Source organism: Sebaldella sp. S0638, assembly GCF_024158605.1.
In the GTDB taxonomy this organism is placed as follows: Bacteria; Fusobacteriota; Fusobacteriia; order Fusobacteriales; family Leptotrichiaceae; genus Sebaldella.
The window spans coordinates 1-22,082 of record NZ_JAMZGM010000065.1 but is presented as its reverse complement, the minus strand read 5'-3'; the positions used below and the strand labels follow the sequence as shown (position 1 = coordinate 22,082).

The following is a 22,082-nucleotide window of genomic DNA, read 5'->3' as shown; positions in this document are numbered from 1 at the left end:
AATGGGTTTATTACTCCTTACCAGGCTAGATTCAATTTCTTTGGATCCTAATGTTCCCATTTTGCTTGACCATTACAGTACCACCATTATTTTCTATATAACTCATTGATGTTGATGAACCATACAATGTAATTATTGATTCCTGTGTCCCTCCTGCTGTTAAAGTTTGCGAATATCCTGCTACAGGCTGTAAATTATATCTATGTGACAGTGAAGCAAGCCCAGAATTGAAATAAGGCAGTCCAAAACTTACCACTGTTATGGGGGTTAATGCCACTGTAGGTATACTTATATTAGTATTAACATTAATATTCGGACTTACCACATTAGGATTAACCGACAAACTCGGTGCAGTTACATTTAATGACGGTAAACTTATATTCGGTATCACAATATGTGGGGCTTCTGCTACAACTTTACTATTTATATTTATTTCAGGATTCAGGGAAATGTCGTTTACTTCCCTAACTGTTATAGTTTTTCCTAAATTGATTGATTTTATAGTATTTTCTTCACTTAGCACATAAGGTACTGTGCTATTTTTTGAATTTCTGTTTGAGTGATTATAAAATCCCGTGAAAAAGATTTGCCATTCATTATATTCAGGAGTTATAATATAATCACTCTGTAATCTTAGGTCTTTCAGCTCTTTATTTCTTTTGTCCAAAAGATCATTTACTATTTTTAAATTTTTATCTGTATTCTTATTTTCTGTTATATTATTAAATATTTTTTCTAATTTTTCAGAATTTGCTCCATTATCAGCTAACGCAAATATATTTATTGCTAATAATAAGAATATTAAGCTTTTAAATTTTTTCATACTTCCTCTTTTCTATTAAAGATTATTATTTTGATGAGTTGTTTTATAAGTATTAGCCGATTTTATAATTGCTTCTTCCAATACTTTTAAATAATTCTCATCATCAAGAAGAGATTCCAGTTTATTTTTTACAAATATATTATGTGTTTTTGATTTTATCTCTTCTGAATACTGTTCTTTTAACTTTTCTAATTCTTTTTCAGTTTCGTCTAACCTTTCTTTTATTGACTTTCTTCTAGGTTTTGCCATTCTCACTTTCCTTTCTTAACAGCCTTTATACTCAAGCCATTCTTTATTTATTTTTTCTGTATCTTTATTATCTTTTATTATTTCTGCAATCTTTTTTAAGTCGTCTGCTCTTGATGAGCCTAAATAAGCCAGTTCTAACTTACTTAAATCAAAACTTATCATATTAGACCCTCTTTCAGATTTATAAAGATATTCTTTTTTGGGTAATGCATATCTTAATTTTTCTATTTCTGATAAATTCAACCCCATTTTTATATATAAATCTTCATAGGCTCTGGCATTTTCATTAGGCAGATAAATTTTAGTCTTACATTGGTCTAATATTACAGAAGATATACTTGAATTATTTATCTCTGTTAAACTTTGAGTTGCAAATATTACACTTGCATTCTTTTTTCTTAATACTCTTAGCCATTCCTCTATTTTATCTTTCATTTTTTCATTTTTTAAAGCGAGCCATGCCTCATCAAGTATTATTAATGTTGGATTTCCGTCATTTAGTTTCTCATACTCAATATAATGAAACAGGTAGCTTAAAATTAAACTAGATAATTTTTCATTGTTCATTATATTACCCATTTCAAAGGTATGAAACTGACTTTTGGTATCTATTTCAGCACCTTTATTAAAATATTTTCTGTAATTCCCTGTTGCATACATTTTAAAGGCTTCGTCTAAATCTTTATTCGGCATAAAATGTAGAAATCCACTAAATGTCCTCTCATCTTTAGGAAGTAATGAAAATTTATCAACTGATTCAAATAAGTAGTTTCTTAATTCAGGAGTTATTTTTACTCCCTCTATTTCTAAAATATCAAGTAACCATTCTTTTACAAATGTTCTATATCCTGAATCATCTATCTTTTCCATTATTTGAAATGAAAAATCATCTCCGCCTAAATCGTAAAATACTCCATTAGAACATTCTGTTAATACTCTTGCTGATCTGTCCTTATCAAAGAAAAAGATTTGTGCATTTTTGTATTTCATGAATTGTGAAGCTATTAATCCTAGTAAAACTGATTTCCCACCCCCTGTCTGTCCAACTATAAATGTATGTCCTACGTCGCCTACATGCAAATTAAAATGAAATAAGTCGTTTGCTCTTGTTTTGGCAGTTAATAATGCAGGGGCATTAAAAAAATAATTTTTACTATACCCTAAAAAGTTACTGGATATTGGAATTAAGCAAGTAAATACAAAAGACGGTAAAATATATCTTCTCTTATTTCTTTGAATATTTCCTGCCATTGAACCTAAATAACTGTCAAATACATTTATAGTATCGTTTTTACAAATAAAATCATTTGAAGTTATTATTTTATAAATTTCATTTATTTTTTTCTGTAATTGTTCGTAATTCTTATCAAATAGAATTATATTTGATGAATAAAACCCAAAGATTGCTTCCCCTCTTTTTAAACTATTCAAGGCTTCGTTTACTTCTTCGGCTCTTTCGTTAGCCGTCTCATCAATATTCTCTGACTGCTTTTTCGTTAAAGCTTCGATTATATATTGAACACCATTTCGTGTTTGTCCTCTATAGTGTGTTCTATAACCTACAAACATTTTATTTGTTTCTTCTTTTGAAATTATATTGAACCTGCTTGAAAATCTAAACTCAAAATTCAGAGATTCCAAAGATTCAAAAATTCGACTTCTGACTGTATCAGGAAAATCAAACAATGATATTGTCGCAAAATATAAATCATTTATTTTTGCTGTTTTCTGATTATATTTTAGGTTTGATACACTTACAAGTTCATCTATATGTATATTTCTAGGTATTTCTATTCTGTCTCTGAATTCCATATTTACCTGTGAATAGAGAAATCCTAGTAATTCTTCGCCCTTAACTTCCTCTACTGCAAGAGTTACATTATATAGCCTGTTTATAAAGTCATTTACCTTAGTATTAAAAGCTTCTAAGGCTTCATTTAATACTTTTTCCGCTTTCAACTGGTTATACTTTATACTTTTGGCTCTGAAAGCATTTAACATATTTATAATTGCACCATTTTGTACTTCAAATTCTATGTTGTAAGTTATTGTTAAATAATATTCTGTTCTGAAAAAACTTTTGTAATTTGCTTTTTCTTCCTGTTTTTTCCATATTTTTAGTGTTGGTATGGGTATTATTTCTTTTTCAATATGCTCTTTACCTTTATTGATAGACTTTCTCTGAACCTCAAACTGTAATGTAAAATTTTCATCAAGTCTTTTTAAAGCATTATTTATCTTTATAATTACGTCATTTTCTACCTCTGGAATACTATATTCCAAGTCAGCGTATCTTATTTTAAAAGTTTTTTGCAGAGAACCGTTTTTATTAAAAACAATTGACTTTTCTTCATCAACAAAACACTCATAAGGAACATAGTATTTTAATAGGCTTCTTGGATTTATTCGTTTTCCTAATATCATTAAAAATATAGCTCCTTTGGATTATCAAGATTTTGGATAGTAATATCTATAAATAATGAATCTTTTTTGGTTAAAGCAACTGAAACAGGATGGGCTATTATTATAAATATTACTGAAAAAATCCACCCTAATATTAGAAACAAAATAAAAACAATCGCTATTTCAATACCTAGACATAATGTCGTAACTCCAAAAGATTTTTTTTGTTCTAATAATACCTTTGTCACTTTTATTTCCATTATTTCTCCTTTTTTTAGATTTTTTGTAATTCATATTTTTTTGTTTCTTCGTTATAGTCCTTTATTTCCATTATTTCCCTTACATATCTTCTGTTATTTTCTTTTACTATATTTATCAATACATGAACAGAATTAGCTATCATTAAAGAACTATCCCCCTCTGTTTCTTCTTGTAAATATTGTTTTAATTTTAGAAGTCCACCTCTGCAATCATCAGCATGAATTGTTGATAATCCGCCACTATGTCCTGAATTCCAAGCTTTTAACATTTCTTGGGTTTCTTTTCCTCTCCGTAATTCTCCTACTATAATTCTGATCGGATTCATTCTCATAGTGCTTTGTAGTAAAGTTTTCATTTCTATTATTGCAGTAGACTTCAATTTTATTTGATTGGGAGCAGGACATTGTAATTCGTCCGTATCCTCTAACATTATTATTCTATCTGTTGTGTCTTTTAATATATCTAAGCAGGCATTAGTAAATGTTGTTTTTCCTGATGATGTTCCACCAACTACCAATATATTTTTTCTATTTTTTACATTTTCAGTTATATATTCTTTTTGTTCTTTAGTTATAAAACCTGTTTCTACATATTCATCAAGAGCAATTATTCTATTTGCCTTTTTTCTTATTGAAAAAACTGTTTTAAAATGAGTTATCTCCCCTGTCAATCCCTCGAATCTTTCCCCAGTCGGCAAAATTCCTGATATTATAGGATTATTGTTGTCCAATTCTTTATTATTGAACTTTGCAACTGTCCGCATTATAGATTGTGCCTTATCTTCACTTATTTTTATTGTTTTTTCTGTTCCTGTATAAGTATCAATCCATATATATGAATCTTGATTTAACATTATGTCTGTTACATCTTCTCTTTCCAAAAACTCATTTATTCCGCCTAACATGGATTTTATAAGTCTTTTTTGTTCCTCTAAGTCCTGTTTGGCTTGCTCTAAATCAAACATTTTTTTCTCCTTATAATTTGTCCTGTTTTACATTTACATCTTCTATTATTTTGGACATATAAAATTTTTCTTTAAAATATCTTATCTTGTTGGCTGATACTATGGGCTTATTTCCTACCTTTAACATGGATTTTTTCTTTGTATATCTCATGACTTCGTCAGGCATTAATAATCTTCGGCTTATATAACTGCTACTTATGCTACTTCTTGTGTTTCCTGCACTTGTTCTATTTTTTACTTTTAATGTCTTCTCTCCTAATATTTCTGATAATTCTTTCGCCATTTCTGTCTTATCAGGAGTATTAAATACTTGAACCTGACAGTTTCCTACAAACGGATTATTCTTAGTATAATTTTTTTCTAACTGTTCTAAATTTTGTAAGATTACTACATATTTAAGCCCGTACCCTGCACTAAATGTTATTGTATCTTCAATAGCTTTTGCTCTCTCTAATTGAGAAAATTCATCTAATAAAATCAAAGTTCTGCTTGTATTTTTAAATATACTTTTTTCAAATTCCTTATTATTCATTAACCCATTAACTAATTGAGCAACAAATATATTAATTACAGATTTTAAAATTGGGATTTCATCAGAATTTACTCTTATGTATAAAGTTACTGGCTTTTTGTAATTCGCTATATCTCTTATTGAAAATTCACTTTTAGAAAGATTATTTACTATTTCAGGCTGTTCAAACACTGACATTTTAGTTTTTAAAGTAGCTAACTGTCCGCCAAAGGTTTTTTCTGGTTCATTCGCTATTTTTATCATTATTTTATTTACAAAAGGGTGAATTCCCTTATCTATTAATTCTGTTTCTATAGGGTAATAATTTCTTAGGTTATATGCTTCAAGTTCGCTTAAAATGGGTTTATTTATTAATTTTTCTGCTATTTTTTGAACCTTATTCTGTGAGAAAAAATTTACTACATCATATAAATTCGCTTTTCTATTTTCCCCGTTTTTATCTTCTCCGATTGTATAAAGGCAATAAAGCATAATTCCAGTTAAATAGTCTAATGCTGACGTTTCCCAAAAATCAAGACTTCCTGTAGCCCCTGTACTTACTATTATTTCTGCTATACTTCTTGCATTTGATTGTTCAAAGCTTGTATTGAATTTTATTTCTTCAAGCGGATTATACTTTATACTTCGTCTATCATTTAAAAATAGAGTTATAGCCTTATTATTTAAGTTTTTTCTTCGGGCTTCTGATGTTAGTACCTGATTTTCTCCTTTTATATCCAAAACAACAGCACTTTCTGTCCAAGAATGGACTAAGGAAGGTATTATTATTCCCACTCCTTTTCCGCTTCTTGTCGGTGCACAAACCAAAACATGAGTATTAGAGTTGTCATATAGCGTTATACCGTTATATCTGCCTAATGTGACACCTTTTTCTACTAAAAGGTCTACATCATCATCTTCTGTCTTTCTTTCTCCTAAATCCGATATTTTCGCCCACCTTGCACTTCCGTGTGTATCTTTATTTTTTATTTCTAGTAATAACAGGAAAGGGGTTAATGAGAAGAGGAAAAAATATATTCCTCTTTTAAACATTTCTCTTTTAATACTGCCTTTTTCTGCCCCGTTATACTTATATTCAGTGTTTTTCAATGACTTTAATTCATTAACTGATATTTGCTGTATTCTCATTTGTTCCAGTTTTTTTATTTTCTTCTTTTGGGCTTCAACTTCTCCTAATGATTTGAAATATGCCTCTTTTTTTTCCTTAAACTCTTTTTCCAGTGCTTCTGTCTTAGGAGAAGTTTTATATCCTACATAAAAGTTATCTAGCAACATTTTGTTCATATCCATTGTAGATTTTAAATTTTCCAGTAAATCCTTTTCTTTCTTAGTAAAATTAGTTAGTTTTAAAGAAAGATTTGATTGTTCATAGTCATATAAATAATATGCTGTAGATTCCTTTTTATTATATTTCTTTAAAAAAGCCCTGTTTGAAGTTTGAAATCCTATGAAATTTATTAAAATAGTCATTATTACCACTATTATTAATTTACTTTTGGTCTGAATAAATATCTTTTTTTTTCGTTCTTTATTATCCATATTTATCGCCTTGCTGTCTTTAACTTATTATATGGATATAAAAGCATGTCCTTATTTACAAAAATATTCATTCTCGCCCCTTCTTTTATTATTATGGTTGGTTGCAAGTCTAAATCTCTTTCAACAATCTTATCGCCTATATTTTGTATCTTTCCTGATGTATCATCTGCAACATTTCCTAAGATAACCTGATTTTTGCTGTCACTTCCCGATTTCCCTGCATTATAATTAATTTTTATACCATTTGAAGCAAAGTTAAATAAGCTTGATAATACTACACTTCTTAGTAACTTTAGAGTATGATTGTTAACGTTTCCTTTTACTCCTGATTGCCCTAACATATCTACTCCCTGCATATTTTCAAGATTTATTGTAAATCCATTAGGCATTTGGATTCTCTGCCAAACCATTAAGAGCCTGTTTTGTCCATATGAAATATTACTGTCATATGTACCATATACTTTTGAGCCTTTCGGAATTAGCAGAAATTTACCATTTACTGTATTATAGACATCTTCCCTGACAATTCCCGTTATATCACTTGGTAAATCTGAATTAATTCTTGTTGTCAAAGTAATCGGAATTATACTCCCTGCCTTTAACTCATATATACTTACTGGCTGATTTAGCTGTTGTCCTAAAATAAAACTTCCTCTTTTACTGCTATTTATAAACTCATTTTTCTTGTCTTTATCACTCTTACTCTCATTCTGTAAAGGATTTTGTGTTTGATTTTCCTGATTTTGAGGACTTACTGGTTGAACTGGCTGAACACTATTACTTTTAAATCCTATCCCACTTTTTTTGCCTTTGTCCTTTGTTTTTTCTGATGTATTTTCAACAGAATCATGAGAATATATGTCAGGTACTTCTCTTTTTATACTTCCGTAAGAATTATCTATCTCATCTGTTTCATAATTGCTCGGTAGTGTTTGTCCTTGAATATTATTTTGCGGATTAGAATTAAAGTCATCATTTAAATACTCGTCATTATATCCGTACCCTTGTTGCTGAATATTCTGTTTCTGCTCCTGTTGTTCTATTTCTTCATCTTGTTTTAAATTATCCGCTTTTATCGTTTGTTCTGCGGTTTGAAGTTCCACATCAGACTTATCTTTTTTTTCTTTTTTCCCAGTTCCAAAAATCAAAAACAATAATACAATTGTCCCTAAAACTGCTCCTACATACATAATTATATTTTTTTTCTTCTTACTATCCGTTTCATTATATGGATCGTTTCCGTCAGGAGTAAATTCATCATCTAATAAGTTATTTTCGTTCATTTCGCCCCCTAATTTAAATATGATTTATTGACAACAACACTACTTTTTTTACCAAGAATAAACATAAATCTCTGTGCTGTCCTGTCAACTACATATTTCCCTTTATCGTCTACCCTAAATACTACTTGTGAATACTTGTTATCATCTCCTTTTGCAAATAAAGTAGGCATTTCTTGTATTCCCTCTTTCATTTCAAAGTATGTTTTCTGTCCGTCATCAAATATTCTTACAGGTGCAAACGGATAATTTTTATTTGTAACTGTATAATTCATATTTAGATTTTCAGCAGAAGTCGCCAGTGTTTCTGAATTTTCATCATTAAATTTTTTTACAATTTCAGCGTCCTCTGGGTAATTCCATTTAACCAAACTATTATATTCATCATCAGTTGATGAAACTTGAAGATTATATATTCTTTTATTTGTAGTAATTACAATATTTGTTTTTAAATCTTCCTCTATAGGTTTCAGAAAAATAAAAGTTCCGTTTTTCTTTCCCCCCTGCGCTTCTTCTATTTGCCAGTTTTCAGTATCTCCACCAGCAAGGAAAGTTATTTTTTCATCAGCATTTAACTGTAATGTTGTTAAAAAATTAGGTGTTGCATAAATCCTGTATACATTATTCTCATTATATGTAAAAATAGTTTGTGTTTTTGTCTTTGCCTGATCCCGTCCGCTTATAACATCAGGGGTGCTACTGTACTGAACCTTTGGTTTATATGTTATGTCCTCACGAGGAATAACAGGGGCATTTTTATCGCTTGCAAATGTTAAAAATGACAAAAATGCTAACATTAATATTCCTTTTTTCATTTTCCCTCTCTTTCTTCTAACTTTTCAATTTCTAAAATCTCAATAATTTTATTCTCAATATCTTCCATTTTTACTTTTCTTAAATTACTATTTTCATAAATATAAATTTCCCCATCTATAACAGTACATTTTTTATTTTGACCTACTAATTTTTGGTTATCATTTGTATATAAATTATTTTCTACACATTTGAATGGGTTTTTTTCAAAATAAAACATCATATTTAACATTATTAATGTAATGCACAGCATAAGACCTAACATCAGTGTTCTACTTAAAACATTATCTCCTGATACCATTTTTTCCCTCTCACTTTCTTACACTTCTTCACTTTTTAAATCAATAGGCTCTTTCTAAATTTCCATTTTCACGAATATATATTGTTTTATTTATAACAACACATTTTTTATTTTGATTCACTAATTTATGATGTTTTTCTTCCATATATAATTTCTCTTCTATACATTTGAATGGAGCTTTTTTTATACTATCTATTCCATCTATTATTATTAATGCAAAAGAGAATATAAACGCTATTATTAGTATGAAAATTGAAATTTTTATATATATTTTCTCAATTTTTTCAAAATGATGTTCTAAAAATTTAAATAATTTCATTTTCCCTTCTCTTTCTAGTTCCTCTATTTTTAGTTAAAATTAGTTAGTTTTAGATATTGATAATTTGGTTATTAATATTCCTAGTGGGTTATGCTGTATCATTTTTTGATTTGTCACGGGTATTGTATCTACTGTGAATATTCCTAAAAAATTTTCTTTAAAAGTTCCGTCCGTTGATGTGTAAGTTTCCTGCCATGTTATCTGATATTTCCCATCTTCTATCTTATTAAAATTTTTTATTTGGACATTTACACTAACCCCTTTTTCCATTTTTTCAGCAGTCTTATTATCTATCAAAGCTGTTTTTAATTCTTTCTGACTTTCAGCAGTTAGAAAGAAATTTGATTCATCTAATTTCCTTTGATAAAGTTTTTTATCGTAAGTTACTGAACGTATATTAGTTATAAAATTTGATATGAAATAATTTATTTGATTTTCTTGTAAATCACTCATATTTAGTTTTGTATTACTTATAATTTTGGCATTTTCAATTTCGCCTGTTTCTTTTTTTACTTCCACAATAAATGGAATATATCGATTTCTAATTGATAAAAAAGCACAAATTACTATTAAAATAACAATGACAAAAAACATAATTCCTTTTATAAATTTCTCTCGTCTTAATTCATCTAATAATTGAATTCTTATATCCAATGCGTTCGCTTCTTTTTTTTTATTTAAAACATCTTTTGATAGAAATTTACTTTTACCTTTAATTGACAATTTTCCTCCTTTCCTTTTCTGTTCATTCATTTAAAAGTACAGATTTTTTATAACTTCCAGTTCTAATGTTGAACCTCCTGCCATAGTTATCATATCTTTAGCTTTATAAACTAAAACAACTACTAATATTGAACCTATAACTACTAAAATTAATTGAGCCATATTCGGATCAGCAACATGCCTAAAAATTGCAAGTGCTATTACTACGGCTGCCCCTATTCCAACAACAACAATTATAGAGTTATATATATCATTTAAAAAAGTTACCAGTGGTGCTAATATCCCTCCCCCTGTTGTTTGTGAAAATCCTAAAAAGGTACAGCTAAATAATAAAATAAGTAAAATAAAATTCCTCTTATTTAAAATTTTATTCTTGTGATTTTCTAAAATAAATGATTGCATTTATCCTCTCCTTGTAATTATTTTTTTTCAGAAATAAGTTTTTAAAAATGAAATGATATTTTTTTATGGCACATAAATTTAAAAAATTTCTGTGAATTATATCCACTATTTTTTTCAAAAATCGTGTTTTAAAAAATATTATTTTTATTTTTTATGACACATAAATTTAAAAATTTCTGTGAATTACTTCCACTATTTTTTTCAAAAATCGTGTTTTAAAAATCTTATTTTCATTTTTTTATGGCACATAAATTTAAAAATTTCTGTGAATTATATCCACCATTTTTTTCAAAAATTATGTTTTAAAAATCTTTTTTTTTTTTAGTTTTCTTTGGCTCATAATTTTTTTAGTTCTATTAACTTCATAGACTTATAAAAAATTATGGTTAAAACTTTTTTATTACATACTTTTATTTTTAAAAACACATTTTTCTATTTTCTTATTCCTGAAAAAAAGAAAATATTTTTACTACTTTATTTATAAAAATATTTACTTTTTAACACGAAGCGAAGCGGAGTTTTTTCACGAAGTGGAAAACAAAATTTGAAAAATTTTGACAGAATTCCGACTTTTTATTGTCGGATTTCTGTTTAAAATATCATTAAGATATTTTCACGGTGCTTTGGTAGTTTTGAAAAAACTACGAACCGTGCAGTACAAAAATATAATTTTTGTCCCGATTTTTACTGCTTTTAGAACAATCTACACAAGTTTTTTTTGTCTTGATTTTATTGTGTACTTTTTTTTGCCCTCTACACCTATTCATAATAGCTTTATACAGAAGTTGATACACAAATTATTTTTTCTATTTTTTCATCATGATTTTTGTGTATTTTCCTAAAAATCAATTTTTAGGATTTAATTTAGATTAATTACCTTTCCATTTCTTCTCCTTTTTCTTCCTCTTTTATCTTTCGTAAATTGATGTTAAAACTTACATCTTTATTTTCTTTTTTAGGTTTTATTATCCCCTTTAACTTTCCAATTTTTTCTGATATTTCTTTACTTGCTTTTGATATTTTCCCCCTCACTTTTTTATTTTCAATTTCATTTTTCTTTAGTTCCTGCTCGCCTGTTTTTATTAATTCTGATAATCCTTTTTGGCTTTTTAACTCTCTCATTACTTCTTGCATTTCTTTTAAAGATGACTTTTTTATAATGCTTTTTATCTCTGCATGACATGCCCTTTGCTCTGCTAATTTTTTATTTTTTTCTATTTCATATTTACTTTTTAGTTCCTTTTTTAACTTCAATACATTTTCATCTGTTCTATATTTTTTTAAAAATTCTTCTTTATTATTAATGACTTTCTGTAACTTATTTTCTAATTTTTTTAACTCATTTTTATTACTTTTATTTTGGTATATTTCCTTTCTTATGCCCTTTATTTTATTACTGTAATTTTTTTGTAAGTTCCCTTTGGTATAAATATTTACTGCCATTTCATCTAATGATTTTAGCTTATAATTTATTAACCATATTTCTTTTTTTAGTTCTTTACTTCTTAAATGATTCGATACCAGTCTATCCTTTATTTCTGATTTTTTTATTTCAAATAATTCCTTGTTTATCTCTTTTCTATTTCTAAAACCCCTCTCTGCTTTCAGTTCTTCTTTCGCTATTTTTTTCAATTCATCTTGAGATAATTCCTTGTTTTCTTCCCGTGAGGTTACCTCTTCTAATTTTAAAAAATATTTATTTTCACTCCGTACTTTTGTATATCCTTTCTCTTCCAACTTCTCGTTTAAAGATTCCTCCCAACTCTTTCGTATCTGCTTATAAAAAAATTTTGAGTTTATTCTTTCTGCTTTTTTTGCTCCGCCCTTTTCAGGGTTTTTAGGTCTATATCTTTTAAAAAACTGTTCTTTTGGTCTTTCAATATTATCTAATTTTCTTTCATTAACTAATACATGTGCATGAGGATTTAATCCGTTCGGGTTATGAATTGCTATCATATATACATGTTCTGAAAACTCTTTTTTACAAAAATTTTCTATCAACTTTTCATTTTCTTTTTGACTAAATTCTTTTGGTAAAGTTACTGTAAATGAATAAGCTATTATTCCGTCTTTCTGTTCATTTTCTATTCCTGTTTTTATAAAATCTTTTCCATTTTCAAATTCTTTTGGCATGTTAAATTCTTTTTTATATTCTAAATCTTCTTTGTTTTTATATCGTCCATCTCGATTCACATACTGGTAATGTGCCATTGCTATATTCCCTTTTTTGGACTTTATTTCTAATCTAAATATTGCCATTTTATACCCCATAATTTTTTGTTTTTTATAATTTTAATATACCTTTTTTTGTTCATAAAGTCAAATAAAAAAAATCCCATTTTAGAGATTTTTTTTATTTTTTCTGTATTTATTGATACAATTAGTTTGGAATGGTGATTTTATGATTAATAAAAATAAAACAAATATTGAATTTGCAAAATATATTACTAAATTAAGAAAGCAAAATAATTTAACTCTTCTTCAAGTTGCTAAAAAAGCAAATCTTGATAGAGCTTCTTTACATAGAATTGAAAATGGTGAAATACAAAAAATAAATCCTCTTTTTTTAGAGAAATTGGCTGAATTGTATGATGTAAACGTCTTAGAGTTTTATCTTATCCTTGGATATGTTAAAGAAAAAGATATAACTTCTTTTTCAAGTATTTTAAAAAATAAAAATTTAAACTTTAAATCACAAAAATTGAAAATTCCTGTTTTAAAAAACAAAGAAGCATTTCTATCTGATAAATACAGAAGCTTTCTGAATATTACAAACTCTAACAATGAATTATTGGCTTTTTTTAGTTCTAAAAAATTTTTTATTTTCAAAAAAACCGATATTTTAAATAAAGATGATACCGGTATTTTTGAAATTCAAGGTAAAATTCACATTGGAAAATATGCAATTAAAGAAAATTTTGTTTTTATTTCTGACTTTATTTCCAGTGATGTCTTTTTCAGAGAAAGTTCTGAAATTTCTATACTTGGAAAAGTTTTTTATATTATTGAAGTTATTTAGAGACTTTTATCTACCATTAATATTAAGTTAGTCATTTTTTTTTCAATTTTATCTTCAACTAATTTTTTATTTTGCGAAAAATACAGGTTATAAAATTTAAATATTTCTTTTTTTAACTTCGCAATTTTTAAATACTCTTTTTCTCTTTGAATATTTATATCATTTATCATTGATATAACCTGTTCTTCTAATAATTTTACTGCCAATTCTTGATTTCTTTCAGCTTCCTCTAGTACCTCTATTATTCCATTTACTGTTTCACCCCAATTTTTCATCTCTTTTTTTCCCATATTATCACTCCATATTCAATAATTTTATACTAATTTAATTTATAATTTTCTTCTAAAAAACTGTCTATCCAATAGCTTATTTCCTTTTTCGGGTCTAAATCCGTTTTACTTAACCAATCTTTTGTTCTTAAAAGCTGTTTTATATTTTTTTCTGCTTTTTCTTTGTCTGATTCTTCATTTGACTGTAATAAATCTTTTGTTTTTTCTCCTAAGTTATAAAGACATTTTGATACTTCTGCACCCACTATAGAAAATATATGCAACTCTCCTTTTAATGCTACCTCTAAAGCTTCGCTTTTGGTTAAATCTCCACTTTTTATACTATTTCCCAATAATTCATGTGCTTTTTTTTGTATCTTTTCCATTAATTCATTGCTTAATTCTTGATTTTCCCATAACTTTTGTATCTCCCTCTTTAGATTTAGTAAAATTTCCTCTTTTTTTTCTTTCACAACATACCTCCTTAGATCGTTCCCATTCATTTAAATGAATTTGATTTGTATTAATATATATTTATGTTTACTCACATTTTACATTTATTTACGTTTGATGTCAATTAGTTTTGAAACGTTTTTATTTTATGTTTTATTTTTGTTTAGTATCGCATAATACATTATTTCTATATGGGTAACGTTTACTCAAGCTTCAAAAAAATTTTGTTTTTTTATAACATTAAAGGTATAATTTATTTAATATTTCATTTATAAGGAGTGGTTAAAAAATGTTTTTAATCGATAACATAAAAGCAAAACAGTTTGGAAATGCACTTAGACAACTTCGGATTGAGAAAGACCTTTCTTTTCGTGATGTAGACAGACTTTCAGGGGTTGATATTTCTACTATCAATAGATTAGAAGAAGGTAGAATACTAAGACTTAATGTTAAACATCTTAATGCTATTGCTAAAGCATATGACGTTAATCCTCTTAGTCTTCTTAAAATTATTGATTATGTTAATGATGAAGATATTCAGAACTATGTTAAACTTAATCATTTTCAACAATCTGCCTATAAAAATAAAGAAATTGAAGTCTTTAATCATAAGGGCGATTCATATTACCCTAAAAAATTTATTAAACTTCCTTATGATGTACAATATAAGGCTATTGAATATAATGAGTATATTTTTTTATATTCCAGTGATAAACTATCATATGATGATTTAGGCATTTTCTTTTATAATAATAAAATCCTCATTGCTTATTACCACTGCTTAAATGATGTCCTTTCTCTTAAAGATTTTTTCTCGGACTCTACACAAATGTTTTATAAAAATGATATTGAAATTTGGGGTAAAATAGAAACCTTTATAAAGTTTTCTATCAATAAAAAATAGGAGAATTCTCTCCTATTTTCCTAACATACAAGCTAAATATCCTTTTTTAAAATATTTATATTTTATTCTTTCTAATTCTGTTACCTGTTCATCTGTTGTCATATTTAACTTTTCATGTCTTGATTGTTCCACTTGCTCTAATAAATCATAAAGCTCTTTGATTTCTTGTTCTAAATGTGATTCTTTCATATTTTAATGTTATTTTTCAATCTATATTAATGGTATTAATCCACTATTGCAACTCATTAAATTAAAAAATATCCGCCTCCTTTCCATGTTATTTTAACGATACAATTATATTAATTTACCCTTTGTTTTTTTAGTGATTAATATTATAGTTTCATTTGAATATACAATAATTCTTCACATAAAAAAAAGCCATAAGGCTCTTATAAGTTTTTATTTATATTTTCCTTATTTCATTTATCTATATATCAATCTCTTATTTCTTAATATTATTTGCATGTTAATACCTCCGATTTTTTATACACACTTAGTATTATTATACAAAATTCAGAATATTTATACAATTATATTTTATAACTATTTTTGTTATAATAATTATAATAAAAATTTGAGGTGGAAAATGTCAGAATATTATTTTTTTTATGATGTCAAGAAAAGTTATAAAATTGAAAAATGGTTTATGAGTAATTTTCATGGTACTGTGATTTTAGAACATTCAGCACCTATTACATTTACTATTGATAATACCACGTATACAATAAGGTTTGTTGAGGAATCACAAACTATCTATTGTATTAAGCTCTACGGTGGAGATATAAGACCTTATCATAAATCTGTAATTGGGAAGATTGAAAAGTTTCTTAATAAAATTAAAAATGAACATTGAATATAGGCTTTGAGAACGTTCAGAATTTTTGTAGAAAATTCTTAATGTTCAGCCGTGCGGATTTAGCACGGAACTATTTTTATTTTATTTTTTTTAGTCATTCTCTATATCAAACGTTTTTTCTATTTTTCCGCTATTTTGGTACACTTTTCAAGCGGAAATTTTTATGTTAAAAAAGCCCCATGCGGGGCTGAGGAACTGTTAATACAGTATTTTGCTAATCGCTATAAATAATATAACGACTATTAACAAAGTACGCATAGCTGTCCTCCGAAGATTAAATTTTTGTGGCTTTGTGAAACCACAAATTATTATAACAAAAAAGCCAGACATACGTCTAGCTTATTTGTCACAAATTTTTAAAACTTAATCTTCGTTTTCATACATATTATACCATATTTCTATAAAAATGCAAATAAGCCATTTTTTGTAAATTAATTATTTATCTTTTTATTACACCTGTCTATAATATATTATTTTAGGCTTTATATACAATAAAAAACTACCTTTTTATGGTGTAAAAAAAGGTAGAGGTTTATTTACTTTAAAATTTGAAATTTAATTTATCAAGAATTTATCTTTTAACTTTAATTTCTTTTTCATATGCTTCATCAAATTTATCCCTATGAACAACATAAAACTGATCTCTTATCTTATATATTGGAACATTATATTTATCAATAATATCTTCTAACTTATTTTTATATACTCCTTTATACCTCTTTTTTAATTTAGAAAATGTAACATATAATGAATTTGCAATCCCAAAAGAATTTGAAGTAATTTTTTTAGGCTGAAAATGTAATAAACATTCTAAATAAATTTCATTTAATATATTTTCAGAAACATGCATAAATGCAAAAGAATCTATATCATCTCTCATTATTGAACCGCCAATATTATTATATAGATTTTGGGTTACTTTTGAAATAGATATTAATTCTTTATCTTTATACTTGAATACAATAACTGGATAACTTATATTTTCAATTTTTGGAGAATCTATACTAATTATTTCTCTGTTATAATTTATATACTTTTCAATATCTTTCTTAGATATATTGTTTTGAATTTTATAATAATCAATAATAAATTTTTCTTCTTCTTCCCTCTTTTTTTCTTGTTTTTGTTTTTCAATTTTTGGATCATAAAAATCATTTAAAATAAGATTTTTTAGATATATTAGATTTTCTTTTTTTAGACCGTGTAAACTATAAAAATAATTTAAATTAATATTCCCTAGATAGTCTAAAATATAATCTATAAATTCAATTAATGATATCAACTCTTGAGTTTTTGCCATCTGCTTATAATATTCCCAATTTCTATAAAATAATCCCACTTCTTTGAAAGATTCTGTTAATTTATATAATTCCTCTAAAGGATATTTTTCATGCTCAATATCATCTAATAATTTAAGAATGAATGATAGTTTTTCTATAACTCTACCCCTAAAAACCATTGTTTCATAATCAATTATATTTTTTAAAATATACTGTACCTTTTCATTCTCTAATAGTTTTTTATAATCCATTTTTTTCTCCTATTTATTTATTTTTATTAAATAAAATTGTTAGATTTATCTTTCCCCTAACGGGGTGAGGAATACTTTAGTAAAGTATTTTTGTGATAATCAAAAAAAAGATTATCAGAAGTACTTTCAACATTGTATTCCTCCGAATTTAAAAGATTATGGCTCGCTAAAACCACAAATTATTATAACAAAATAAAAAGATTAGGTCTACACCTAATCTTTCTTAGCGATTTTTATCTTTTAAATTCGTTTTCATATTTATTATATCACATGGGAAATTTTTGTCAATACACTAATTTATTAATTTAAAATACATTAACAATGTAAACATTCCACAGAAAAAATTACCCGGGAATTAGACCTATTTTTTTAACCTAATTCTAATCGATATTAACGTCCGATAATATGACTTATGAATAAATAACAAAAAACCTGACCTATTTTTTAACCAAAAAGCTAAAAATTTAAAGGTCAGGTTTTCGTGATTTAAGTTAAATTTTACATTAATTTTCATATTGAGTATGGAATTTTTTTCTATACTGTATTGTATCACGTATTTTTTATTTGTAAAGACTTTTTACACCTCTCATAATTTTTCTATTCCTCTTTTTCCTACATTATATGCATTTATTCCTGATGATTTTAGTTTTTGTGCTATAAATAAACCAAAATCTTTTTCTAATAAATTATCTGATAGTTTCAATTCTATTTTTGATACTTCCTTTTTTAACTCTCTCAAAGCTGGTTCATGCATATCTATATACAGCCATTTATTCATTTTTTCATGATACAAATAAATATATACTGTCATAACATATTCATCTAAATTCATCAACAAATTATCTAATGTCATATGATTTGATACTGTATAATCATCTCTGTAATATTCATTCTTTCTTAAATTATCAGTTAAAAAATATACTCCCTTACCTTTTAATAAACTTTTTACTAATTTCATGCTATTATAGTAATTCTGTAACATTATCCCATTATGTTCCAAATATCCGTCACAATGACAATAGGCTAATTTTACTCTGTTATTTTTACTAATATACCCTATCATACTTCTTGTAGCCATAAAATCATCTCCCTTTAATATAAATTCATTTGTACTGACTTTTTATACTGTATACTTATTTTATTTTTCTTTTCATATTTAAAAAGTTCCTGTTCTAAACTTTTTAAATTTATTTTCCTATAATAATTAGAATCTACATACCATTTATTTTCTTCTACACAATATAGATAAATATACTCAATATCTCTATTTTTTTTATAATTTTCCATAGCTTCATCTAGTGAATCAAAATTTTTAATTCCAAAGTTATTAGCTTCATCATAAAAATATGTCGTTGCTACATCAAAATCTAGTACACTTATTTCTCCACCTTTTAATAATTCCTCTACTTCATCTTTTCCATAATAACTAAAAAGCATTCCGCCGTTTTCATCAAGTCCGCCACCATTATGACAGTAAGCAAATTCTACACTTTTATTTTTCCGTATTATTCCTATATAACTTCTAAATCCCATAATTCACACTCCTAATTTTTCATTTGAGTGCCGTACTTGTACAGCACTCATTTTTTATATTTACGCAAAATTTAATATATACTCGCTTGCTTTTTCTGCTTCCCTGATAATACTAAATAATATACTCGGCGTTTCTTTTAATAACTCAATATAGTGCTTTATATATGCCTTATGATTTTCAAAGTGATTCTTATTGTTATTTATTTCAATTCCTAATTCTAATTGTAAAAACATTGATGTAATTTCTGCGATTAATTCCTCTTTGGCATATTTTTTATCAAATTGTCTTTTATGCTTTTCTCTGTTCAGTCTACTTTCATGTCCTGTACTATGTGCCATTTCATGAAATATTACGGAATAAAAATCATCTTCTGTTTTAAAATATTCCCTGTTTGGCATAACTATTTTATCTTCATATCTTGTATAATAGGCATTATCTGTAAAGGCATAATTTATTTTTGCTTCTGAATTATTTATAAGTTTTTCTGCTAACACATTATTTCTAAATATTTCATTACTTGATGTATTTTCAGGGATATTCTCAATTTGTTCAGCATTAAATACATTGAAATACGACACTATAGGGCTTTTTAATTCTTCTATTATTTCTTTTTCTTTTCCATTCTCATCTTTTATTTTTTTTGTAATATCCCATTTCCAAAATTCCAACTTTGTGGATTTAGCACCTTTTCTTACTTTCCATTTTTTAGATTCTGCCTGTTTATAAGTTAACCAACGATTATCTTTAAAGCCCATTCTTTCAGCCGCCATATATAACTTTATTAAGTTAATTCCTCTATAAGAAACACCATTGGTCGGATTTATAGGCTTAGCTGTTAACCACCCTTTCTGCCAAAAAGTCTTTTCTCCATTTTCTAAATCTCTAATAATAGTATCCACTAACTCTTTTCTTTCCTCAAAAACTCTTTCTCTAGCCTTTCCCATTTTTATCACTCCCACGATTTTATTTTTAAAACAAACCTAAATCTCTAAGGACACACACAAACATCACACATTTAAGCGAATAAACAATAGAAGCAATTACTTACATGCAATTGTCCAGAGTTCCTCCAACAATTTTTTTTTGTTTTTTTTTCATAAACGAATTTTTGCATACAAGATTTGCAATGTTTTGCGTAGCAAACACGTAGTGCTTGACATTGCAAACTTGAATCTCGTAGAGATTTCGCAGTATGCTATAATTTGAGTTGAAAAAAAAGAAAAAAGATAAATAAAAAAAGAGAGAAGCGGTTAGCTACTCTCATCTGATTGGCATAAAAAAGATTATTTTATTCTGCTTGCCTTGCCCCATATGTTTCAGTGCAATAAATTTACAGAGTAAATTTTGTGATAAAAAATATTACTTGGGAATAATTTTAATATCATTATTTGTTAAAAGATTAATTATTTACAATTTTATAGAACCAAAAAGAATAAATAGTACAAACACAAAGGCAATAAGAAAATATAAATACATTCCCTGATCTTCATTTTCACTACTAGTCTGCTTAATTTCTTCTTGTTTTATACTCTCTTGTTGTTCAAATTTAATATCCTTAATCTGATTAGAAATCTGCTTATTAACATATAAAAAATATTTTCCGTCTTTTTTTATAAAGTATTCCTTGTTCACAGATAAAGGATTAATAATGTATTCGCTATTATCAATAATAAATCTCTTCTTTTTATTATTACTATCTTTTGAGGTAATTAATAAACTATCATTACCCGACCTCTCAATCTTTTGAATAAATTCTTTACCGCCTTTTCTAAGATTATGATACATAAATATCATATTAGCTATACGTGAAACGGCAAAAATAGACAAAATAACTAAGATAATTGATAATGCAGAGGTAACACCACTATAATCAACCTCAACTATAACCTTTAATATAACATATATAATGATAGGAATTCCTACAATGATACAATAAGGAGTAATATAAATAGGAAAGAAAATACCTATCCCTATTAAACCAATAACCAACAATGAAAAAAAAGCAACTTTTAAAATGATTTCTATCTGTTCATCTGAAAAACCTCTCTTTTTCTCTTTTTTATAATTAAATTCAAATTCATCTTTTGTCGTAGCCATAAAATACCTCCTATATTTTTTCAATTTAAACTTTCGCAAGCTTGCAAAAGCTTAACTCTCAATCTCTGTAACTTTTTTATGATGAATCAAATAGTAGTAAATTAGGAAATAACCCCACATAAAAGCTGTAACTCGAATATAATTATTAAGTAAATTTGATTTGAACATATTAAATAATTGATGATATTCAAAACCAACATAAAGCATTTTAGGATTATAAATAAATCCAATAGGATCAAATTTCAATTTTAATATGTTATATATTATGATAGCTTTTATTATATTAACTAAACAGTATGAAGCAAAAAAGAAATAATCCGAGATTCTTTTTACTGGAAGTTTTTTAAACTTATATAAGAAATAGACATTGAAAAAAACATCTATTGAAAAAACGGCAATGCAAATAAATTCTTTTAAAGTATTATTTATCATAATTAATTCCTCCTAAAATATAGAAAAAAATATCAGAAAGTGATATAATCAGATTGTTGAGAAGTGATATATCACTTTCTAAGAAATATGGTTTTGAGTGTCTTATAAATTAAGACGCTCTTATTATTACACTAATAATTCTGACAGAAATTTTACTTGACTTAACCATATTTTATCCCCCTTTCGCTTTAATTATTCTTTTTTAGTCATTTAAATTGTAGTGGTCAATTAAAATTGCTACAGTATGTGATAGTAAATTAAGCAGACCACTTACTTAAAGCAGGAGGTATCCCGTTATTAAAAGAATGAGGTCTTAAATAATTGTATTTAATATATATAAATTCATAAGTTTTCTTATCCAATACTTCATAATCATTA

At 26.5% G+C, this 22,082-nt stretch carries 25 protein-coding genes; 3 read left to right on the top strand and 22 right to left on the bottom strand.

Translation table 11 applies throughout. The features are described from left to right. Window positions 1-31: 31 nt before the first annotated feature. The 13 genes from NK213_RS15245 to NK213_RS15185 form a co-directional block, all read right to left on the bottom strand. Window positions 32-823, bottom strand: coding sequence for a hypothetical protein (locus tag NK213_RS15245; RefSeq protein ID WP_253350525.1), 792 nt, complete (start codon window positions 821-823; stop codon window positions 32-34). A gap of 15 nt (window positions 824-838) precedes the next feature. After that, complete coding sequence (locus NK213_RS15240; protein ID WP_253350523.1) at window positions 839-1,072, bottom strand: hypothetical protein; 234 nt, start codon at window positions 1,070-1,072, stop codon at window positions 839-841. A gap of 15 nt (window positions 1,073-1,087) precedes the next feature. Further along, on the bottom strand, window positions 1,088-3,496 hold the full coding sequence (locus NK213_RS15235) for a hypothetical protein (protein ID WP_253350522.1): 2,409 nt from the start codon (window positions 3,494-3,496) through the stop codon (window positions 1,088-1,090). Beyond that, window positions 3,496-3,735, bottom strand: a complete 240-nt coding sequence (locus tag NK213_RS15230; protein WP_253350520.1) for a VirB3 family type IV secretion system protein — start codon at window positions 3,733-3,735, stop codon at window positions 3,496-3,498. Before NK213_RS15230 ends, NK213_RS15235 begins: the two co-directional genes overlap by 1 nt. A 14-nt stretch (window positions 3,736-3,749) precedes the next feature. Next, entirely contained in the window at window positions 3,750-4,700 is a 951-nt protein-coding gene (locus NK213_RS15225; protein WP_253350518.1) for an ATPase, T2SS/T4P/T4SS family, read from the bottom strand. A gap of 10 nt (window positions 4,701-4,710) precedes the next feature. Beyond that, complete coding sequence (locus NK213_RS15220; RefSeq protein WP_253350516.1) at window positions 4,711-6,771, bottom strand: type IV secretory system conjugative DNA transfer family protein; 2,061 nt, start codon at window positions 6,769-6,771, stop codon at window positions 4,711-4,713. A 2-nt stretch (window positions 6,772-6,773) separates the two neighbouring features. Next, window positions 6,774-8,054, bottom strand: a complete 1,281-nt coding sequence (locus NK213_RS15215) for a TrbI/VirB10 family protein (RefSeq protein WP_253350513.1) — start codon at window positions 8,052-8,054, stop codon at window positions 6,774-6,776. A gap of 8 nt (window positions 8,055-8,062) precedes the next feature. Continuing rightward, window positions 8,063-8,866, bottom strand: a complete 804-nt coding sequence (locus NK213_RS15210) for a TrbG/VirB9 family P-type conjugative transfer protein (protein WP_253350511.1) — start codon at window positions 8,864-8,866, stop codon at window positions 8,063-8,065. Then, window positions 8,863-9,165, bottom strand: a complete 303-nt coding sequence (locus NK213_RS15205; RefSeq protein ID WP_253350509.1) for a hypothetical protein — start codon at window positions 9,163-9,165, stop codon at window positions 8,863-8,865. Before NK213_RS15205 ends, NK213_RS15210 begins: the two co-directional genes overlap by 4 nt. Window positions 9,166-9,205: 40 nt before the next feature. Continuing rightward, a complete protein-coding gene (locus NK213_RS15200) occupies window positions 9,206-9,484 on the bottom strand; it encodes a hypothetical protein (protein ID WP_253350507.1) in 279 nt (92 codons plus the stop codon). Window positions 9,485-9,523: 39 nt separating this feature from the next. After that, a complete protein-coding gene (locus tag NK213_RS15195) occupies window positions 9,524-10,207 on the bottom strand; it encodes a type IV secretion system protein (protein ID WP_253350505.1) in 684 nt (227 codons plus the stop codon). Between the two features lie 30 nt (window positions 10,208-10,237). Next, window positions 10,238-10,609, bottom strand: a complete 372-nt coding sequence (locus NK213_RS15190) for a hypothetical protein (RefSeq protein WP_253350503.1) — start codon at window positions 10,607-10,609, stop codon at window positions 10,238-10,240. A gap of 873 nt (window positions 10,610-11,482) precedes the next feature. Beyond that, on the bottom strand, window positions 11,483-12,868 hold the full coding sequence (locus tag NK213_RS15185; protein WP_253350501.1) for a MobA/MobL family protein: 1,386 nt from the start codon (window positions 12,866-12,868) through the stop codon (window positions 11,483-11,485). Between the two features lie 142 nt (window positions 12,869-13,010). Between NK213_RS15185 and NK213_RS15180 the strand changes: the two genes are divergently transcribed. After that, window positions 13,011-13,628 carry a helix-turn-helix domain-containing protein gene (locus NK213_RS15180; protein ID WP_253350499.1) on the top strand — a complete coding sequence of 206 codons (618 nt, stop codon included), beginning with the start codon at window positions 13,011-13,013 and terminating at the stop codon, window positions 13,626-13,628. On the opposite strand, the gene NK213_RS15175 is transcribed toward NK213_RS15180, so the two are convergent. Beyond that, on the bottom strand, window positions 13,625-13,918 hold the full coding sequence (locus tag NK213_RS15175; protein ID WP_253350497.1) for a YdbL family protein: 294 nt from the start codon (window positions 13,916-13,918) through the stop codon (window positions 13,625-13,627). The genes NK213_RS15180 and NK213_RS15175 overlap by 4 nt on opposite strands. Window positions 13,919-13,947: 29 nt before the next feature. Further along, complete coding sequence (locus NK213_RS15170; protein ID WP_253350495.1) at window positions 13,948-14,370, bottom strand: hypothetical protein; 423 nt, start codon at window positions 14,368-14,370, stop codon at window positions 13,948-13,950. Window positions 14,371-14,639: 269 nt separating this feature from the next. On the opposite strand from NK213_RS15170, the gene NK213_RS15165 reads away from it, so the two are divergent. Beyond that, window positions 14,640-15,254, top strand: a complete 615-nt coding sequence (locus tag NK213_RS15165; RefSeq protein WP_253350493.1) for a helix-turn-helix domain-containing protein — start codon at window positions 14,640-14,642, stop codon at window positions 15,252-15,254. A 12-nt stretch (window positions 15,255-15,266) separates the two neighbouring features. On the opposite strand, the gene NK213_RS15160 is transcribed toward NK213_RS15165, so the two are convergent. Then, entirely contained in the window at window positions 15,267-15,443 is a 177-nt protein-coding gene (locus NK213_RS15160) for a hypothetical protein (RefSeq protein WP_253350491.1), read from the bottom strand. 397 nt (window positions 15,444-15,840) lie between these two features. Here NK213_RS15160 and NK213_RS15155 point away from each other — a divergent pair, with 397 nt between their 5' ends. Next, window positions 15,841-16,107 carry a hypothetical protein gene (locus NK213_RS15155; protein WP_253350489.1) on the top strand — a complete coding sequence of 89 codons (267 nt, stop codon included), beginning with the start codon at window positions 15,841-15,843 and terminating at the stop codon, window positions 16,105-16,107. A gap of 574 nt (window positions 16,108-16,681) precedes the next feature. On the opposite strand, the gene NK213_RS15150 is transcribed toward NK213_RS15155, so the two are convergent. The 6 genes from NK213_RS15150 to NK213_RS15125 form a co-directional block, all read right to left on the bottom strand. Continuing rightward, on the bottom strand, window positions 16,682-17,641 hold the full coding sequence (locus tag NK213_RS15150; protein WP_253350487.1) for a hypothetical protein: 960 nt from the start codon (window positions 17,639-17,641) through the stop codon (window positions 16,682-16,684). 586 nt (window positions 17,642-18,227) lie between these two features. Continuing rightward, window positions 18,228-18,719, bottom strand: coding sequence for a hypothetical protein (locus NK213_RS15145; protein ID WP_253350485.1), 492 nt, complete (start codon window positions 18,717-18,719; stop codon window positions 18,228-18,230). Between the two features lie 14 nt (window positions 18,720-18,733). After that, window positions 18,734-19,174: a hypothetical protein gene (locus tag NK213_RS15140; RefSeq protein WP_253350483.1), complete on the bottom strand. Its 441-nt coding sequence runs from the start codon at window positions 19,172-19,174 to the stop codon at window positions 18,734-18,736. A 60-nt stretch (window positions 19,175-19,234) separates the two neighbouring features. Beyond that, the gene (locus NK213_RS15135; RefSeq protein ID WP_253350481.1) at window positions 19,235-20,119 is read right to left on the bottom strand and encodes an ArdC family protein; all 885 of its coding nucleotides are present in this window, start codon (window positions 20,117-20,119) and stop codon (window positions 19,235-19,237) included. A 463-nt stretch (window positions 20,120-20,582) separates the two neighbouring features. Then, window positions 20,583-21,272, bottom strand: coding sequence for a hypothetical protein (locus NK213_RS15130; RefSeq protein ID WP_253350480.1), 690 nt, complete (start codon window positions 21,270-21,272; stop codon window positions 20,583-20,585). A gap of 51 nt (window positions 21,273-21,323) precedes the next feature. Then, entirely contained in the window at window positions 21,324-21,704 is a 381-nt protein-coding gene (locus NK213_RS15125; RefSeq protein WP_253350479.1) for a hypothetical protein, read from the bottom strand. Window positions 21,705-22,082 lie beyond the last annotated feature (378 nt).

Coding starts and splice junctions, on each gene's coding strand:
- NK213_RS15140 (WP_253350483.1), bottom strand. CDS start 19,174: ATGGGATTTAGAAGTTATATAGGAATAATACGGAAAAATAAAAGTGTA.
- NK213_RS15215 (WP_253350513.1), bottom strand. CDS start 8,054: ATGAACGAAAATAACTTATTAGATGATGAATTTACTCCTGACGGAAAC.
- NK213_RS15160 (WP_253350491.1), bottom strand. CDS start 15,443: ATGAAAGAATCACATTTAGAACAAGAAATCAAAGAGCTTTATGATTTA.
- NK213_RS15210 (WP_253350511.1), bottom strand. CDS start 8,866: ATGAAAAAAGGAATATTAATGTTAGCATTTTTGTCATTTTTAACATTT.
- NK213_RS15200 (WP_253350507.1), bottom strand. CDS start 9,484: ATGAAATTATTTAAATTTTTAGAACATCATTTTGAAAAAATTGAGAAA.
- NK213_RS15180 (WP_253350499.1), top strand. CDS start 13,011: ATGATTAATAAAAATAAAACAAATATTGAATTTGCAAAATATATTACT.
- NK213_RS15205 (WP_253350509.1), bottom strand. CDS start 9,165: ATGGTATCAGGAGATAATGTTTTAAGTAGAACACTGATGTTAGGTCTT.
- NK213_RS15155 (WP_253350489.1), top strand. CDS start 15,841: ATGTCAGAATATTATTTTTTTTATGATGTCAAGAAAAGTTATAAAATT.
- NK213_RS15245 (WP_253350525.1), bottom strand. CDS start 823: ATGAAAAAATTTAAAAGCTTAATATTCTTATTATTAGCAATAAATATA.
- NK213_RS15130 (WP_253350480.1), bottom strand. CDS start 21,272: ATGGCTACGACAAAAGATGAATTTGAATTTAATTATAAAAAAGAGAAA.
- NK213_RS15220 (WP_253350516.1), bottom strand. CDS start 6,771: ATGGATAATAAAGAACGAAAAAAAAAGATATTTATTCAGACCAAAAGT.
- NK213_RS15230 (WP_253350520.1), bottom strand. CDS start 3,735: ATGGAAATAAAAGTGACAAAGGTATTATTAGAACAAAAAAAATCTTTT.
- NK213_RS15145 (WP_253350485.1), bottom strand. CDS start 18,719: ATGGCTACAAGAAGTATGATAGGGTATATTAGTAAAAATAACAGAGTA.
- NK213_RS15150 (WP_253350487.1), bottom strand. CDS start 17,641: ATGGATTATAAAAAACTATTAGAGAATGAAAAGGTACAGTATATTTTA.
- NK213_RS15235 (WP_253350522.1), bottom strand. CDS start 3,496: ATGATATTAGGAAAACGAATAAATCCAAGAAGCCTATTAAAATACTAT.
- NK213_RS15175 (WP_253350497.1), bottom strand. CDS start 13,918: ATGGGAAAAAAAGAGATGAAAAATTGGGGTGAAACAGTAAATGGAATA.
- NK213_RS15225 (WP_253350518.1), bottom strand. CDS start 4,700: ATGTTTGATTTAGAGCAAGCCAAACAGGACTTAGAGGAACAAAAAAGA.
- NK213_RS15240 (WP_253350523.1), bottom strand. CDS start 1,072: ATGGCAAAACCTAGAAGAAAGTCAATAAAAGAAAGGTTAGACGAAACT.
- NK213_RS15185 (WP_253350501.1), bottom strand. CDS start 12,868: ATGGCAATATTTAGATTAGAAATAAAGTCCAAAAAAGGGAATATAGCA.
- NK213_RS15125 (WP_253350479.1), bottom strand. CDS start 21,704: ATGATAAATAATACTTTAAAAGAATTTATTTGCATTGCCGTTTTTTCA.
- NK213_RS15135 (WP_253350481.1), bottom strand. CDS start 20,119: ATGGGAAAGGCTAGAGAAAGAGTTTTTGAGGAAAGAAAAGAGTTAGTG.
- NK213_RS15190 (WP_253350503.1), bottom strand. CDS start 10,609: ATGCAATCATTTATTTTAGAAAATCACAAGAATAAAATTTTAAATAAG.
- NK213_RS15165 (WP_253350493.1), top strand. CDS start 14,640: ATGTTTTTAATCGATAACATAAAAGCAAAACAGTTTGGAAATGCACTT.